Annotated in this window: 17 protein-coding genes; 11 read left to right on the top strand and 6 right to left on the bottom strand. The window is 43.2% G+C overall.

From position 1 onward, the window contains the following. Positions 1-25: 25 nt before the first annotated feature. Positions 26-478 carry a 50S ribosomal protein L9 gene (gene rplI / locus AB4623_RS18140; RefSeq protein ID WP_010434182.1) on the top strand — a complete coding sequence of 151 codons (453 nt, stop codon included), beginning with the start codon at positions 26-28 and terminating at the stop codon, positions 476-478. 180 nt (positions 479-658) lie between these two features. On the opposite strand, the gene AB4623_RS18135 is transcribed toward rplI, so the two are convergent. Beyond that, positions 659-1,543, bottom strand: coding sequence for a DUF481 domain-containing protein (locus AB4623_RS18135; protein ID WP_372111623.1), 885 nt, complete (start codon positions 1,541-1,543; stop codon positions 659-661). 176 nt (positions 1,544-1,719) lie between these two features. Between AB4623_RS18135 and AB4623_RS18130 the strand changes: the two genes are divergently transcribed. Genes AB4623_RS18130 through AB4623_RS18120 form a run of 3 tightly spaced genes read left to right on the top strand, consistent with a single transcriptional unit; the run spans position 1,720 to position 5,411 of the window. Next, the gene (locus AB4623_RS18130; protein ID WP_016767560.1) at positions 1,720-3,111 is read left to right on the top strand and encodes a replicative DNA helicase; all 1,392 of its coding nucleotides are present in this window, start codon (positions 1,720-1,722) and stop codon (positions 3,109-3,111) included. A gap of 6 nt (positions 3,112-3,117) precedes the next feature. Continuing rightward, the gene (gene alr, locus AB4623_RS18125) at positions 3,118-4,203 is read left to right on the top strand and encodes an alanine racemase (RefSeq protein WP_017059936.1); all 1,086 of its coding nucleotides are present in this window, start codon (positions 3,118-3,120) and stop codon (positions 4,201-4,203) included. Between the two features lie 2 nt (positions 4,204-4,205). Continuing rightward, positions 4,206-5,411: a BamA/TamA family outer membrane protein gene (locus AB4623_RS18120; protein ID WP_372111620.1), complete on the top strand. Its 1,206-nt coding sequence runs from the start codon at positions 4,206-4,208 to the stop codon at positions 5,409-5,411. Positions 5,412-5,528: 117 nt separating this feature from the next. On the opposite strand, the gene AB4623_RS18115 is transcribed toward AB4623_RS18120, so the two are convergent. Continuing rightward, on the bottom strand, positions 5,529-5,948 hold the full coding sequence (locus AB4623_RS18115; protein ID WP_065584774.1) for a secondary thiamine-phosphate synthase enzyme YjbQ: 420 nt from the start codon (positions 5,946-5,948) through the stop codon (positions 5,529-5,531). Between the two features lie 326 nt (positions 5,949-6,274). Between AB4623_RS18115 and pgi the strand changes: the two genes are divergently transcribed. Further along, complete coding sequence (gene pgi, locus AB4623_RS18110) at positions 6,275-7,927, top strand: glucose-6-phosphate isomerase (RefSeq protein ID WP_016787894.1); 1,653 nt, start codon at positions 6,275-6,277, stop codon at positions 7,925-7,927. Positions 7,928-8,065: 138 nt separating this feature from the next. On the opposite strand, the gene AB4623_RS18105 is transcribed toward pgi, so the two are convergent. After that, positions 8,066-8,527 carry a chemotaxis protein CheX gene (locus tag AB4623_RS18105; RefSeq protein WP_017059940.1) on the bottom strand — a complete coding sequence of 154 codons (462 nt, stop codon included), beginning with the start codon at positions 8,525-8,527 and terminating at the stop codon, positions 8,066-8,068. A 17-nt stretch (positions 8,528-8,544) separates the two neighbouring features. Further along, positions 8,545-9,003 (bottom strand): zinc uptake transcriptional repressor Zur, encoded by a 459-nt coding sequence (gene zur / locus AB4623_RS18100; RefSeq protein WP_017059941.1) that lies wholly within the window; start codon positions 9,001-9,003, stop codon positions 8,545-8,547. 433 nt (positions 9,004-9,436) lie between these two features. On the opposite strand from zur, the gene AB4623_RS18095 reads away from it, so the two are divergent. The 6 genes from AB4623_RS18095 (at position 9,437) to AB4623_RS18070 (ending at position 15,300) form a co-directional block, all read left to right on the top strand. Next, complete coding sequence (locus AB4623_RS18095) at positions 9,437-9,646, top strand: hypothetical protein (protein WP_017059942.1); 210 nt, start codon at positions 9,437-9,439, stop codon at positions 9,644-9,646. A gap of 24 nt (positions 9,647-9,670) precedes the next feature. After that, the gene (locus AB4623_RS18090; RefSeq protein ID WP_017059943.1) at positions 9,671-10,825 is read left to right on the top strand and encodes a hypothetical protein; all 1,155 of its coding nucleotides are present in this window, start codon (positions 9,671-9,673) and stop codon (positions 10,823-10,825) included. A 216-nt stretch (positions 10,826-11,041) separates the two neighbouring features. Next, positions 11,042-12,517, top strand: coding sequence for a glycerophosphodiester phosphodiesterase (locus tag AB4623_RS18085; protein ID WP_372147104.1), 1,476 nt, complete (start codon positions 11,042-11,044; stop codon positions 12,515-12,517). A gap of 43 nt (positions 12,518-12,560) precedes the next feature. Next, the gene (locus AB4623_RS18080) at positions 12,561-14,924 is read left to right on the top strand and encodes a hypothetical protein (protein ID WP_372147102.1); all 2,364 of its coding nucleotides are present in this window, start codon (positions 12,561-12,563) and stop codon (positions 14,922-14,924) included. A gap of 85 nt (positions 14,925-15,009) precedes the next feature. Continuing rightward, positions 15,010-15,141, top strand: coding sequence for a hypothetical protein (locus tag AB4623_RS18075; protein ID WP_372147100.1), 132 nt, complete (start codon positions 15,010-15,012; stop codon positions 15,139-15,141). Continuing rightward, positions 15,142-15,300, top strand: coding sequence for a hypothetical protein (locus AB4623_RS18070; protein WP_372147098.1), 159 nt, complete (start codon positions 15,142-15,144; stop codon positions 15,298-15,300). 29 nt (positions 15,301-15,329) lie between these two features. On the opposite strand, the gene AB4623_RS18065 is transcribed toward AB4623_RS18070, so the two are convergent. Next, the gene (locus tag AB4623_RS18065) at positions 15,330-15,953 is read right to left on the bottom strand and encodes a hypothetical protein (RefSeq protein WP_108156802.1); all 624 of its coding nucleotides are present in this window, start codon (positions 15,951-15,953) and stop codon (positions 15,330-15,332) included. A 22-nt stretch (positions 15,954-15,975) separates the two neighbouring features. Continuing rightward, positions 15,976-16,772 (bottom strand): DUF4747 family protein (locus AB4623_RS18060; protein ID WP_372147097.1); only part of this gene is annotated, 797 nt, incomplete at its 5' end.

The raw sequence follows: 16,772 nt of genomic DNA, 5'->3' as shown, positions 1-16,772 counted from the left end.
ATAATAGTTTAAGAGGACTAAGATAATGCAAGTTATTCTACTTGATAAGATCGGTAACCTAGGTGGCCTTGGCGACCAAGTAAACGTTAAATCTGGTTACGCTCGTAACTTCCTTATCCCACAGGGTAAAGCAGTTATGGCAACTAAAGACAACGTTGCTATGTTCGAAACTCGTCGTGCTGAACTAGAAGCTAAAGTTGCTGAGCAACTAGCTGCTGCTGAAGCTCGTGCAGAGAGCGTTAACACTCTAGAAGGCGTTACAATCGCTTCTAAAGCTGGTGACGAAGGTAAACTATTCGGTTCTATCGGTACTCGTGACATCGCTGACGCTATTACAGCGGCAGGTGTTGCAGTAGCTAAGAGCGAAGTACGCCTACCTGAAGGCGCTCTACGTAACATCGGCGAATTCGAAGTAAGCATCCAACTTCACTCTGAAGTTTTTGCTACTGCGAAAATCGCTATCGTTGCAGCTGAGTAATTTCAGTACCAAGACGAATTCTTTCTTTTGAAAGTTTTAAACACCAGCTTCGGCTGGTGTTTTTTTATGTCTGGAATATAGGAAAGTACAAGGAAGGGCTACAGTAGGTAAAAAGCTTACGGTGATCCATAAGCTGTTATTGCTGAACAAGTTGTTCTCAAGGTTAGAGGTGGCCTAAGATTAGAACTGGAAGAGCAAGTTGATCGATAGAACAGAGTCTTGTTTGCTTAAGCCTTCAGGCACTTTATCGTGGTACTGGCGAGAGTGAGCGATCTTCAGCGCGATATTGTCAGTAATATCGTTGATGGCTTCTAACTCAGTATCAAACTTTAGGTTACTGTGACCAGAGACAAGCGTCACGTCTGCCTTGAGCTGCAAATTCTTCAACACCTGCCATGACGTATTCACGTTGCCACGGAAAATTGCCTCTTCAACAATCTCTGGGAAGATGATGTCATCATCGTCGATCTCATCGAGGTTTGGCTCTTGGTAACGAAAACCTGGTCCCACTTCGACTTCCAACACAAACTCTTCGGTATTCGAAAACTGGTAACCCAGACCACTCGAAATTGTGTAGTCCTTAAAGTAAGCACTGTATCTCGAGTCGACTCCTTTGAAACTGCCGTAAAGGTAGGTTTTAGGACTTAACTTGTAGTCACTCTGAGCCGAGTAAGTCGATTGCCTTTTATCTTCCTCACCATCTTTATAGAGATTGTAGTATTTCCATTCGCCACTGGTTCTATGACGACCAGCTGTATACTCACCGTTCAGGCGTGCGTTAAGCGATCGTGAATCCGAATTACCAGTATGCGACTGATATCCAAATTCGACTTCCGTTTTTAGCGGGCTCGGTAGTTCTGTATCACTTGTATCACTCGGTGCGATATCCATATCTTTTTCTTCAGGTGTCGGTGCAACGACGATCGGCTCAGAAGTAGGTTCTGAAACTACTATAGAGTCGAGGATTGCATCAACAGAGTCTTTAGCATCATCAGCTAAGGCCATCGGAGCGCTCAGGAGACCAGTGCTTAGAAGACCAGTGCTCAGAGCCAATAATTTGGACACGCATACCTCTAGTTATACAGTGAGTGAATGGCAGGATCGTAATGCTACCCTTGGTTAATTCCGTCAGCAATAGGTAAATTCTTCCTGAAGAATAAAACAAACTCATAGGATCGGATTACAAACGGATGTTCTTGGGTATAATGAACGATCATTATTAGTTATTGAGTGTAGTCATAGTGGATACCAAAAGTCAGAAATCAGCCAACGATCAGGTGGACGCCATCAAGGTCCCGCCACATTCATTAGAAGCTGAGCAATCTGTTATTGGCGGTTTGTTATTAGATAACGAACGCTGGGATACAGTTGCCGAAAAGGTTGTGGCCAAAGACTTTTATAGCCGTCCTCACCGTCTGATCTTTGAAGCGGTAAAGGATATCCTTGAAGAAAGTTCTCCTCTGGATCTTATTACACTCTCTGAACATTTAGAGCTGCGTGAGCAACTTGAAGAAGTGGGTGGCTTTGCTTACCTTGCTGACTTAGCGAAAAACACACCAAGTGCCGCAAACATCAATGCGTATGCGGATATCGTAGCGCAACGTGCACTTGTTCGTAGCCTGATTGGTGTCGCGAATGAGATTGCTGATTCTGGTTATGACCCTCAAGGTCGTACTTCGGAAGAGCTGGTTGATCTTGCTGAAAGTAAAGTCTTCGCGATTGCCGAAGGCCGTGCAAGTGAAAACGAAGGTCCACAAAACGTTGATAGCATTCTAGAGAAGACGCTAGAACGTATCGAGATCCTATACAAAACGCCGCAAGATGGTGTGACAGGTGTCGATACTGGCTTCAACGACCTCAACAAGAAAACAGCAGGTCTACAAGGCTCTGACTTAATTATTGTTGCTGCTCGTCCATCGATGGGTAAAACCACATTTGCGATGAACTTGTGTGAAAACGCGGCGATGAAGCAAGACAAACCGGTTTTAATCTTCTCGCTAGAGATGCCAGCCGAACAGCTGATGATGCGTATGCTTGCGTCACTTTCTCGCGTAGACCAAACCAAGATTCGTACTGGTCAGCTAGATGATGAAGATTGGGCTCGTATCTCGTCGAGTATGGGTATTCTGATGGATAAGAAGAATATGTATATCGATGACAGCTCGGGTCTAACGCCAACAGAAGTGCGTTCTCGTGCTCGACGTATCGCTCGTGAACACGATGGTATCTCTATGATCATGATAGATTACCTTCAATTAATGCGTGTACCTTCGTTATCTGATAACCGTACTCTTGAAATCGCCGAGATTTCTCGCTCATTGAAAGCGTTAGCAAAAGAGCTCAACGTTCCGGTTGTGGCACTTTCTCAGCTTAACCGTTCCCTAGAGCAACGTGCTGATAAGCGCCCAGTAAACTCGGATTTGCGTGAATCAGGTTCGATTGAGCAAGATGCCGATTTGATCATGTTCATCTATCGTGATGAGGTTTATAACCCAGATAGTTCCTTGAAAGGCATTGCTGAGATCATCCTTGGTAAGCAACGTAACGGTCCGATCGGTTCGGTTCGTCTTACGTTCCAAGGCCAACACTCCCGATTTGATAACTATGCAGGCCCTGCATTTGATGATGAGTAATCGCTAATGACTTACATGAAAGCGGCGACGGCGAGCATTGACTTAAACGCGCTCGAACATAACCTGAACCAGATAAAGTCGAAGGCTCCTCAGTGCAAGGTCATGTCTGTTGTGAAAGCCAATGGCTACGGACACGGCTTACTGCATATAGCCAAGCATTCAAAAAGCTCTGATGCTTTTGGTGTGGCGCGTATTGAAGAAGCGTTACAACTTCGTGCTGGTGGCATTGTTAAACCTATTTTGTTGCTGGAAGGATTTTACTCTTCGGGCGATTTGCCAATCTTGGTGACCAATAACATTCAAACGGTGGTGCATTGTGAAGAGCAATTAAGCGCGCTAGAGAATGCGGATTTGGAAACACCCGTTGTGGTATGGCTAAAAGTCGACAGTGGTATGCACCGATTAGGTGTTCGCCCTGAGCAATACCAAAACTTTGTTGAGCGTTTGCATCAATGTGCGAATGTTGCCAAACCTCTACGTTACATGAGCCACTTCGGTTGTGCTGATGAACTGGATAGAGCAACCACCGTTGAACAGACAGAGCTTTTCTTGTCGCTTACTGAAGGTTGTGAAGGGGAGCGTTCACTTGCTGCCTCTGCGGGTTTACTCGCTTGGCCAGACAGCCACCTTGATTGGGTTCGTCCGGGAATCATATCTTACGGTGTCTCTCCGTTTGTTGATAAATCAGCGCAAGAGCTTGGATTTTTGCCTGTGATGACCCTGACCTCACACCTAATTGCCGTTCGCGATGTGAAAGCCGGTGAAAGTGTGGGTTATGGCGGAAACTGGACCAGTGAACGTGATACCAAGGTTGGTGTTATCGCGATTGGTTACGGTGATGGTTATCCTCGCACTGCACCTAACGGCACCCCAGTATTCGTTAATGGACGAAAAGTACCAATCGCAGGGCGTGTGTCCATGGACATGCTAACAGTTGACCTTGGTCCTGATGCTACGGATAAAGTGAGTGACGAGGCGACGCTTTGGGGTAAAGACTTACCCTCAGAAGAAGTGGCTGAACATATCGGCACTATCGCTTACGAGCTCGTGACTAAACTGACGTCTCGCGTGGCAATGGAATACGTAAAATAGATATGTTCAAGCGAACTTCTCGATACTGGTTAATGTCTGCAATGGCAGTAACTGGTGTCAGCTTTTCTTCTTCTGTTCTAAGTGAAGAAAAAGACTCCGCTTTTGTTCCTTTCTATTTCAGTACTGAAACCATGGGCAATACCTTTGGGGTTGCTGGTGTCGCAAAGGGCGTTTGGCAACCTCAAGCGGCTCTGTTTGGTATGGCTTTGTATTCAGACAAAGACAGCTATGTCGGTTTTCTATCGGCCTTTAATTATGCCTTGTCTGAGAATATCTTGTTTAGTACTCAGATGTATCAAGCGCGCTTCAACGACAACCCGTATTACATTGGTTCTCAAGGCGATAATGATTCATCTATTGATGATAAAACCATTGCCGATGGCTTAGAGCAAAACTATCAGTTTGAATTTAAGTATTTGCTACCTTGGGGCAATGTTGCAGAACATGGCTTGTTAGGGGCTTTTCAGCCAATCAAAGATGTGAGTTTTGCTTCGCCAGTCGAATCGGGTGTCAGCTCGATTATCTTCACGCCTTTTTATACGGCTCGTGAGCTAGAAGGTTTAAACAACACTGAAGAGGCGACAGGCTTTAGTCTGGCATTGGATTGGGATAACCGTGATAGCACACGTAACCCGACCAGAGGTTCTCACACTAACCTTGAGTTCACCACTGGCGCAGAGAGTTGGTCTAACGATGACTTGTGGCTTAAGTGGACCTTCCAAAATAGCCAGTACTTTGCTTTAGGTCCTTTAGGGGACTTATTCGATCAACAAGTTTTAGCATTCGATTTCTATACGGCTGATACACCAACCTGGGATAACTGCTCTGGGCAAGATTGTGCTCGTCCACCGGAAACTGAACAAGCTCGACTTGGTGGTTTATATCGCTTACGAGGTTATACCGGAGGTCGTTACCACGGACGTTCTGCGGTTCATTATTCTGCTGAGTACCGAGTGATTCCTGACTGGCAACCTTTGGGTGATATCCCGCTGATTAATTACTACGATTTGCCTTGGTGGCAATGGGTAGCGTTTGCTGAATTAGGGCGCGTTGCCGATGAGTACGACATCAAAACACTGCACTCGGACATGAAATGGAGCTTAGGTGGCGCGGTGCGTTTCCAAGTGGAAGGTATTGTTGTACGTGCTGAGTTGGCGCGAGGTGGTGACGAAGGGGCCTTTAGGGTTATGATAAACCAGCCCTTCTAAACCTTTCGGCCTACAGTAGGCCAAATACTATTTTTATAAGAGTGGTCGTGGAAACACACCACTCTTTTTTATTAACAAGATATTGTTTTTATTAAGGAGATCTTGTTTTCAAGCAGTCTACTCACCTTGCATCGTAGCAATCACAGTTCGGCTTCCACCACAATCTCGGTGCTCTCCTAAGTAAATACCCTGCCATGTTCCTAAAGCTAAACGACCATTGCTAATTGGTATTGTCACACTGGTGCCAAGTGTCGATGCTTTAATGTGGGCAGGCATGTCATCATCACCTTCATAGGTGTGTCTGTAATAAGCGGCTCGCTCGGGTACGAACTTATTGAAGTGTGATTCCATGTCGCGGCGAACCGTCGGATCGGCGTTCTCATTGAGTGTGAGGCTGGCAGAAGTATGTTGAAGAAAAAGATGTAATAAACCAACAGATAGAGAATTGATATCGTTTATCTGTTGTTCAATTTCATCAGTAATGAGATGAAATCCACGCTTTCGTGCATTTAGGTGTATAGTCTTCTGAATCCACATACGCCATCCTTTATAATGTGTTTGGAAAAAAAGTGGTTTAACGCTATCTTTTGAACTTGAATTTATCAGCTATCGCTCACATTTAATTATGTTAGAGCCTGAGTCAGCATCGATCTCTCTATCAGGAAATCGAATCCTGATTTATCTCAAGGTGGCGCTCTTCATATACGGCATAATACGTCGTGAAAAAAAATTACAAAGAATCTTTCAGTGGTGATGCGGTCTGGTCATCATAGAAAAATATAAACTTTCGCCTAATCGGGGGTTCTATTCATCACTTAGGTGACGTCTAGAATAAAACCTACAGTAATATCGGGATAGATACCATGTTGAAAAATATCAACCCAACGCAAACACAAGCGTGGAAAGCTCTAACTGCACATTTTGAGTCTGCTCAAGATATGGATATGAAAGAACTATTTGCTCAAGATGCAAAGCGTTTCGAGAGCTTTTCTACTCGTTTCGGTTCGGACATCTTAGTGGATTACTCTAAGAACCTTATCGACGCTGAAACGATGCAGCACCTATTTGCTCTTGCAAATGAGACTGAAGTTAAGTCTGCAATTGAAGCTATGTTTAGCGGTGATGCAATCAACAAGACTGAGGGTCGTTCAGTACTTCACACTGCTCTACGTAATCGTAGCGATAAGCCAGTAATGGTTGATGGCAAAGACGTAATGCCAGCAGTTAATGCAGTACTAGCAAAAATGGAACTGTTCACACACCGTATCGTTTCTGGTGAGTGGAAAGGTTACACCGGTAAAGAGATCACTGATGTTGTCAACATCGGTATCGGCGGTTCAGACCTTGGTCCATACATGGTGACTGAAGCACTAACGCCATACAAAACGCGTCTAAACATGCACTTTGTTTCGAACGTAGATGGTACTCACATTGTTGAGACACTTAAGCCTCTGAATCCAGAAACAACGCTATTCTTAGTGGCATCTAAAACATTTACCACTCAAGAAACAATGACGAACGCGCACTCTGCACGTGATTGGTTCTTGGCTGAAGCGGGTGACAACGCACACGTTGCTAAACACTTCGCTGCACTATCAACTAACGCAACTGCGGTCGCTGAGTTTGGTATTGATACTGACAACATGTTCGAATTCTGGGACTGGGTTGGTGGTCGTTACTCACTATGGTCTGCGATTGGTCTGTCTATCTCTCTTTCTATCGGCTTCGATAACTTCGTTGAGCTATTAGATGGTGCTCATGAGATGGATAACCACTTTGCTTCAACTGAATTTGAAAGCAACATTCCTGTTATCCTTGCGCTTATCGGCGTTTGGTACAATAACTTCCACGGCGCTGAGTCAGAAGCGATTCTACCTTACGATCAATATATGCACCGTTTTGCGGCTTACTTCCAACAAGGCAACATGGAATCGAATGGTAAATTTGTTGACCGTGACGGCAATCCAGTAGAATACCAAACTGGTCCTATCATCTGGGGTGAACCAGGTACAAACGGTCAGCACGCTTTCTACCAACTGATTCACCAAGGCACTAAGCTGATCCCATCAGACTTTATTGCTCCTGCTATCAGCCACAACCCAGCATCTGATCACCACCAGAAGTTGATGTCTAACTTCTTTGCTCAAACTGAAGCGCTTGCTTTCGGTAAGACAAAAGAGACAGTAGAAGCTGAATTCCTAGCGGCAGGCAAAACAGCAGAAGAAGCAGCTGAACTTGCGCCTTTCAAAGTGTTTGAAGGTAACCGTCCAACGAACTCAATTCTTGTTAAGCAAATCACTCCTCGCTCTTTAGGTAACCTAATCGCGATGTACGAGCACAAGATTTTCGTTCAAGGCGTAATCTGGAACATCTTCAGCTTCGACCAATGGGGTGTAGAGCTTGGTAAGCAACTAGCAAACCAAATTCTTCCAGAGCTTGCTGACGATGCTCAAGTAACCTCTCACGACAGCTCAACAAACGGTCTAATCAATGCATTTAAAGCGCTTAAAGCTTAAGACTGTTTAAGTAACACCAAGTAATAACTGTAAACGCCAACCTTTCGGTTGGCGTTTTTTATGTCCGTTGATTTTACGGCAATAAAAAAGGCTGACGTATGTACGTCAGCCTTTCGTTTTATATTTACTCGATTGTCTCTATTCGAAACAGATCTCGATGAAAGCATTACCCCATTGAGATGAGAAAGGCATGATGATGATTGCCCCATCACACTTGTGACGAATCGTATGACCTTTACCGGAAACCACGATTGGTGTTGCCATATCGAAGTCAAAACCGCTTTCCGCAAGAATACGTTTCGCACCGCCAGTCACCATGTTAGTGATTTCACCCACCATATCGGTCACTTCTTCGTTGAGGCCGTTTGGTCGTTCACCAAGCATGTTTTCCATGATTTCGAGAGCGAGACCTTCATCAAAGGTGATCGACATAGAGCCACGAGATTGTGTACCCACCATACCAATTAGGCCGGATACATCACCACGAGCGATTTCATCTTTCTTAACTCTCGGTTTTTGTGGCTTCAATTCTAGAGAAGCCATCGTTTTTAATACGTTCATCAAAGAAGCTAAAAACGGGTTTACAAATTCAGCGCGCATAATGTTCTTCTATAATCTTATTCTTTCATCTCGGAGGAGCAAGATTGGCAAATGCCATGCGATTCAATGACATGATTCGTCAATTGAAAGCCATGCTTCTCAGCGTTACTGGCGAGTAGGGTGACAAGCGCATCGTCCTGCAGTTCTATCACAGTGCCACATTTATCGCAGATCAGTAGTTGGGAGAAATGTTTGTTGGCATTGCAAGAGCAGCAGCATATGAAGCTATTGGTTGACTCAACTCTGTGAATGAAACCTTGCTCCAACAAGAAATCCAAAGCGCGATATACTGTAGGTGGCTTGGCTTGCGGTTCACTGACTTTCAACTGCTCTAATAATTCATAAGCACTGGAGGCTTTTTTATTAGAGAGGATGAGCTCAAACACTCGCTTTCTTTGAGGTGTTAATCTAACGCCTCGCGATGCGCATATCCCTTCAACTTGCTCTATTAATGTGTGGTCCAAATTTTTCACCATTCAATCGGACATCCCTATTTAAACCCTATTTCTAGGTTACTACGTTTTGGGAGCCAATGATTTCTATTAAAGTCAGGTACAGAGCGTATTGTGACCCACGACTTTGAATAAGACAAGGTAACTCAAAATGACAGTGTGACTCAAGGCATAACTGATTAATGAGGCTGAATTAGAGATCTGGTGAATAGGTTTATAAAAAAGTATGAGGTAAAGTTGATATTACATCTTCATTTGAGTTCAATTTAGCTCAATTAATTTTTCTTACAATAATGTGCTGTTTTAAATCACATTTCTTATCGCATATTGTTCCTTATTCGCTAAAATCGATGCCTAATATAGACTAGAAGAAGACTATTGACCCCTCCTGTCAACATGAGCTTGTCATGGTGTATTGGAGTTTTAGTCTTTAATTTCAAATGCTTGGAGTTAAGCTGTGGAGCAAGTAAACAAAGAATCATTTCTGAAACTGTTGTCCATCTATAATCAAAGAGAAAAACGTTATCAACAACGTTTGGATGACTTTAAGGCCATGAGGGATAAGCTTGAAGAAGTGGAAGAACCAAGAGTTAAAAAAAATGAGCTATACATCAAACTGGCTATAGCCGCAGCTATTATTTTAGTCATCGCCTTTATCTTTATTTAAGTCGTCAAATTGGAAGGGAATAAAATGAAAAAGCATTTTGACGCTTTGGCTAAAGCTTCATTAGAAAGTAGTCATCTTAACCTTGGTGAATGGTATGAAAGCTATGGTTTAGCACTGCACTTATTCAAGTCTGATAGCAAAATTTACACAAAGGCGATGAAAAAGCGAGACGGTCATAAAAAGCACATTGCAAAATATATTGAACCTAAGTTACTCACCACGGAAGGAGTAACTGAGGAGTTTAAAAAAATAATGCGTTGGAAGACCTTTGTTGAACGATGGGACGCATATTACGAACCTATTGCAAAGCCTCAAGATCGCGTGCATCACTTGTCTGCAGTATTGGAGGCTTTGTCCGATGAAGATGTTCCACGAGCTTTAATCGAAATCGATAATTTGCCGGTTGACTACTTGATCAACGATACTTTTTGGGGCGAGGTCATTCTCTTTATCGTTGCCGCAAGATCAGGAGATCAAGAGCAGGCCCGATCAATAACGCAAGAACTGTACAACATGGCGCAGAGCGATCACAACACAGCGTTACTTAGCCATTTGTTACCAGCTTTATGTAAGAAATATTTAGATGAAGAGTATTATCCATGGCAAATGAAGGCTCGTGTAGTGAACTGGAATGGAGAAACTTATCATTGTGTTCCGGTATTAATACACAACTTTGATGCTTTTGGTGGTCAAGAGTACATAAACCATACTCCTGTCAGACAACGTGCTCGCGTTGAAAGAAAACATAGCGTGGATTACGTGTATTCTACAGACCGTTATGGAAACCGAGGTCAAAGCATCGCGAGTGCGACTGCTAATGTTGGAATCGCCGTAGCGAGTGCGACAGGTAAAGTTATCGGCCATACTTTGCTTTTGGGCGCCGCAGGGGCGATATATCTAGCGTTAGCCGGTAAGATTCGAGTAAATCACTACAATAATTCCAATCATAAGATAGTCTTAAATCGTAAGACCGAGATGCCTGTCAATTCGTGTGGTTATATCGTGACTAAACAGAACAGTACTATTGAACCATGGCAGGATGAAGAGGGGAGCGAAAGCATAGACAATAGCTTTTCGTTTTTGAACTTCACAGATGGTTTGGCTTATCCATGTCGAAAGGGGTATGACATCCCAGATGAACAAGGGCTTATTCAATTATTATTTGATGAAATAATGTAATCATGATTTGTATTTATGAGTTTTTGAGCCTTTGCTTTCAATCAAATTAAACCATTAAATACGTCCACTCCAACAACATATCAACAATCGAAATCAATGGTTGGAGTCATCATATATTAGCACTTTGCGGTCTCCGTGCTTGGAGGCCGACTTTGTCGTGCTCAGCGTGTGAAACCCAGTTATGTCACATATAAGCTACCAACGGATAAGGATCTCATGTTTTCACCACCTTCACGTGTAACCACGCTTTCAAGAGGGCTGCTTGTCACTACTATTGCTCTTATTCAGGGATGTTCATCTACAGATAAAGTAACACCACCACAACCAACCTTGGAGCGAGGGCTTGGATTACCTGCAGATGCAAAACTAATCTCGAATCATAACTCAGCAGAGGGGCGAGAAATGTTTCGTGATATGCAGTTGGCGTTAAAATCGCGCAATCTTTATCAAACCATGGGAGGGGATATCTCTTACATCAAAGGACAGTGCCCTATTGATGTTATCGCCCACCGTGGCAGCTCTAATTATGCTGAAAACTCTCGTAATGCGATTCAAATGGCGGCGGTAAGTGGTTTTGATGGAGCAGAAATTGATGTGATGCTGACGCGTGATAAAGATTGGGTTGTACATCACGACATAGAAACAGGAAGAGCAACCGCTCGTAGTGATGGTAAGCGATATCGCGTGAGTCGTATGAAGAGTAGTGAGTGGAACTCTCTGAGTGGAAGGAGCCCTGACGGAACATTAGATGGGTATCGTCCCGCTTATTTCAATGAAGCCGTGAATGATTGGTACCATTACGCAACGATTGAACAACCCCTTAATATTGAAATAAAAACATCAGATGGCTCCATGGAAGATTTGTTTAAACTCGACGAAATGGCCAGACAAAGTCTCCCCTATAGAAACTATTTTTATTCATCAATGGATATGGACGTTCTGAAAAAAATGCGGGAAATCAATTCAAGTGTTTATCTTGGGTATGTATGGGAACCTCATTCGGCGTCGGTTGCTCAGTTTAAGCGGGATGCAAAACGAGGCATGGGTTCTGATGATTATTATCAGGAAAATCAAAAGAATATCGATCGCGCTTTTGCAATGGAAAGTCGTTATCGTAAGCACAAGCCAAAACATTCAGCGAAAACGGTGAAACGAATACTTGGTCCCAATAGTGGCTTACATGTTGATATAAGAAGTTACCAACAATACGCCACAATTTATAGCCGTGCGAAAGCGCAAGGCATGAAGGTGGTGACTTATACGATTAACGGAACGGATTACCACCAAGATCAATTGGTCTCGTTAGCTAAGGCAGGTCGACCTCTGCCAGATGAGGCGATCATGGATACCAGTAAGTTCTCTATTTGTCAGCAGCTTGCTCCACAGCTTGTCGTTCAATCAAATGGCTACCAACCCACAACGTTAGCAGGCGAAACCGTTGCTGGCCTACCCAATGACGCTGATTTTCACCGACTCTATGAACAAATAGATTACCTCAAAGATGGCCATTACATCACTAACCGAGGTCTCATTAGGAGTGTGTCATATTCCAAGCCTGCTAGCGTGAAAGGTGTGAAAAAAAGAACGCAAACAACGCAGAGCGCGAAGCCAGCAGTGCTGTTTGATATTCAAGATGAAGATTTAAATTTAAGTAACGATGCGATCAGCATTTCGATGCCGACAGAAAAATGATGTTTGATGAGAACAGGGATAGACAAATTATGGAAGCGTTAAGATGAAACCAGTTCCTAGCCAGGACGTAATAACCACAAATAATAAGAAGCCGAAATGGTTGGCTGTTTTGTTGTTTTTTTGTTCACTTCTTTATCTTTTTCCTGAAGTCGCTTTCAACGCCAAGTTGGTTGAAATTGCGGGTGGAATCGATGTTAGTGATGCTCAATTACATAAAACGGAGCTATTTGGCCGAACCATCTCAGGGATCGGGGTGACTTTAATTGTTGCGGATTTTCTACTTAAAGGATGGCTGACCACGACGAAGTTTCGCGCTATTTCATCGTTGATCGTGATTACAGCTTTGGTTTGGCCAACGGTTTTTTTTGGTCAAAAGGCGGTAATAGATAAATGGTTGATTGAACCGAGTAGTGCAAAGCAGAGACAGGAGGCTTTCTTTTCCTCTGTACTGCGATCTAGTTTAGCGATGAATGCGATTAATATCGAAGGGATCCCTTATAACTCAGAGGCGAGTACCGAGTCGTCAGAAATGACTTTTCTCGCTTTGATCGGTGGGTTGGTTTACAGCAATGATGCATTCTTAAGTCATATTGATGATAAGAAAGTTCAAATTTTGGATCGTTATATTCAAAATCGAGCAAACGCCAATTTCGATGAGCACTATGCGAACTATAAAGTATTACGGAGTGAAGTTCAGCAATCGTGGCATCAATATCAAAAACATGTTGGGGCGTATAATCAGACGGTAGAGTCTCGCCATCAAAAGGCCAATCAAGCGTGGGAAGAGGTCGAGTCGACCGTCGCGACGGGGTATCGTGATTATCAACAGGCGAGTAAGGCCTATTTAACGAGAGCAGAGGCGAGAGCACAAAGAGTTGCACAACCTATTTTTGACCTATTTGATGATAAAGAACGCTGTTATAAACGCAAAGGAAGCTCAAGAGCCAATTGTATCAGCCGCATTGAAGATCGCTATGAACGCTTATTAAAAGATAACTCGATTCCCCACCAACCGATGGATTATTGGTTAGAGAAAACCTTTCGACGAACGAAAGGTGAAACATCTTGGGGGGAAGCATTCGGTTCTCTAGGCTTATCAGTTATCCAAGCCGGTATTGAGCAGGCGACAGGGCAAGCTGGAGAAGCCATTCAAGATAAAACGTATACCAATAGTGTCGCTCATTACACACCACGAATACTGGCAGTGTGGCAAAAACAGTTCTTAAAAGAGACCGGTTATCCTATGGGAATCGACTCTATGTCGGAGTTTCGCTCCCACTCTACAACAGCAAGTAAGGTTCGTACTCAAGTTCATCGAAAGGGGATCCATTTAGACTCCAATTGGCAAATAAACCAAATTAGCGTGTTTAAAAATGCAGTCAGAAACAAAGTTATGAAGGACACCAAAGCTCGTTGGCATGCCGAGGCAAAGCAGCGGGGTTACGACATTGAACCGAACTTATCTTGGAATGATTTTCAAAAAGTAGCCGAAGTTCAGCAACAAATAAAGAATCGTATGGGCGAACGTTATTACGTCGAGCCCATGATGGCGACGTGGAATAATAAGCAATTTTACCAACAGGTTATTGCTCCAAATGTGAGGCGTGAGAGAGATTATTGGCTAGGTTATATTGAGGCGTCACGCGCTCAGTTTGCTGATGATGGCCCTTATGCTGAACAAGGCAAAGCGGTATTGCGTTCTATCATTGTGCCGCCAATATCAATGGGACTATCGCTATTTCTCGTTGTCCTAACGGTGTTTAAGCTGCCAGGAAAATTTATCGTGTTGATGAATTACCATAAACCACGGCCAGCACCGAACTTGAAGAGCAAGGCTCTGAATATAGGCAGCTCGTTTATCGTCATATTCGTTATTCTTGTTGTGCCTGTGAATGTATTTTCATCCAAGTACACTCAAACGGACTCAACGATTGGCTTTTTCTTAGAGCAAGTCAGTGACACACTATCTCCGTCGGCTTCTTATGCCGTTCGTTGGGTGATACATACTCAACCGTTGATTCATCCACTTGGCGCTCAAATAGACAAAAGTATGCGTATTACTGATGGGTTTTCTGCCTCTTTGGAGCATTCGGTAGCGGAGTTGGATGGTGTTTTTGCTCGTTATTTAACTCAGCGTGCTGAGAGCGAACCGGTGAGTTCAGCTAAAAACAATAATGAAGCCCAAACGGAGTTTCCTATGTACATCAATTCAAATGCACAGAACCAACCGGGTTTTAAGGTTCGAATAATGAATATTAAGCCTAGGTACCAAGCCGGTATGCGATTGCCAGAGGGTAATTATGATGTTGAGGTCCGTGCCAATGGATACCAACCAAAGCGTTTATGGGTAAAGCACAGTAAAGGAAAAGCCTCTCACCGAATCGAACTTGAAAAGTTGGTTATTTAAGTCCGCGTCATAGAAAGTGAACAGAAGAAAATGATCTGCTCCTTCCACTAAAAAGGGTTTAGCGTTACTTGGCGCGGGAGCGGCTTTGGTAGTTGGTCACCCTGAACTTGTCACCGCGAGCGTATCGGCAGACGATGCTCAATTCGGTGGCATTATTGGCGCAAGTGCTCCAATAGTATTTGGCCTATGGGAACCCCTACGCAATGAGTTCAAGTAAATGGCGGAGTATCAAACATTAATAATTGCAGTTGTTAGTGCTTTATCTAGCGGGGTTGGGGTAGGCGTAACTCTTAAAACTGATGTTAAGTGGTTGCGCTTGATGATGGAGAAGATGGATGAGAGAGTACAACGTTTAGAAAATCAAAAGTCTCTTTAAAAAAGGCAGCTTAGATAAGCTGCCTTTCTTTATTTGTTTCTGCGTCGCTGGAGATACCTAGTCGGTTTATTGTTTGAGCTTCGAATCTTTTGAATCATTTTTGAGGATACAAACAGAAAAGATATCAACTCGACTGTCATAGCTAAGCCGTAAAATAAAGCCCATATACTAGCCAATTTAAAATAGTAACTTTCGGGGTAAAACTTGTTAACCGCAGCTATAAACATAACTAGTACATATGACATCAAAGGGAACCCCATATCTACAGGGACCATTTCGGGACCAATCTTTGCGCCTTTATCTTTTCTCTCTTGAAGAAATGATAAGAAATCGCTAGGCATGATAAACATCAATGCGTAAACACCGATGCCAAAACCTAAAATACTTGGGAATGCCCCTAGTATTGTATCTGCTGGTACCCAGCTAGATTTGCAGATTTTTTCGGGAGCAATGAGAACAAGGGCACTGATAAACACAAGTGTATACCATGCTTTGCGAAGAACCCTTTTCCACCATTGACCAACAGATGCTATCTTAACTGTGCCTAGTTGATCGCCCTTATGAACATAGGCATTAGCGATAACAAAAACCGATCCAAACACCGGAATGTCCGCGAGCAATTTATACATCAATGTCGGTTTTTGTTTAGCCATAAAATTTACCTATTATTAGCTGTTATTTTTCTTCAACCCCAAGAATTTTCTTATTACGGGTTAAGATACCTTCAGAAACTCTCGTTTTTTCTTTAGCTTTTGTAATCAAGCGAACGATCGCTATACCTCTGTTAAGTATTCCCTCTTGTTTTTCTTCTGGATGCTGTTCACGAACTGGATGATCTTCCATGTGATATCTTTTTTTAGTCCCATCTTCTGCGATGTAACGAGCTTCAGCGTTTCCATAGAGAGTGGCCAGTATCATTTGAATTTTGGCTGCGCGAGGTAGATCACTCATTAAGCTATCTTTGAAAGCATTGAATTTGGTTTCCCATTTACCAACACTAAGCGCTTTTAACTCTTGCTCTGCTTCTTTTGCTTCAGGACGAAGTTCTTCATTTAGGTCTGCATCCCAATCATCAGAGTTCGAGAACGTTACTTTACCTGAATATGAGGTAATACCTCTTTTAGGCTCTTCAAAAAACTCTTGAACTGAATCGGCAGCTGTAAGCTCTCCAATATCTAAATTGTGCTTTGGGAACAGTCTGTGAGCATACCCATCAAGCATATCCGTTAAGCCAGCAATCAAAGGGTTCTTAGCAGGTAGACCTTTCGCATGATGGATTGCCATTATGTGATTGATCGGATCAAATACAAATTCTAACTGATAGCGTTTACTACTAGTGTTACCTTTTGAACGATACTCTAGCTCACCACTTTCTGTATCAACGAGTTCATTGACATCATCGAACTTTAGGAAGTAGCCATGAATAAGTTTGTTAGGGTTATTTTTATCGTCACTCATAGACAGGATCTTAA

The sequence above is a fragment of the Vibrio sp. 10N.222.52.C12 genome (assembly GCF_041474215.1).
Lineage (GTDB): Bacteria > Pseudomonadota > Gammaproteobacteria > Enterobacterales > Vibrionaceae > Vibrio > Vibrio crassostreae_C.
Note: the sequence above shows the minus strand (reverse complement) of the source record. Positions and strands in the feature narration are given on the sequence as shown.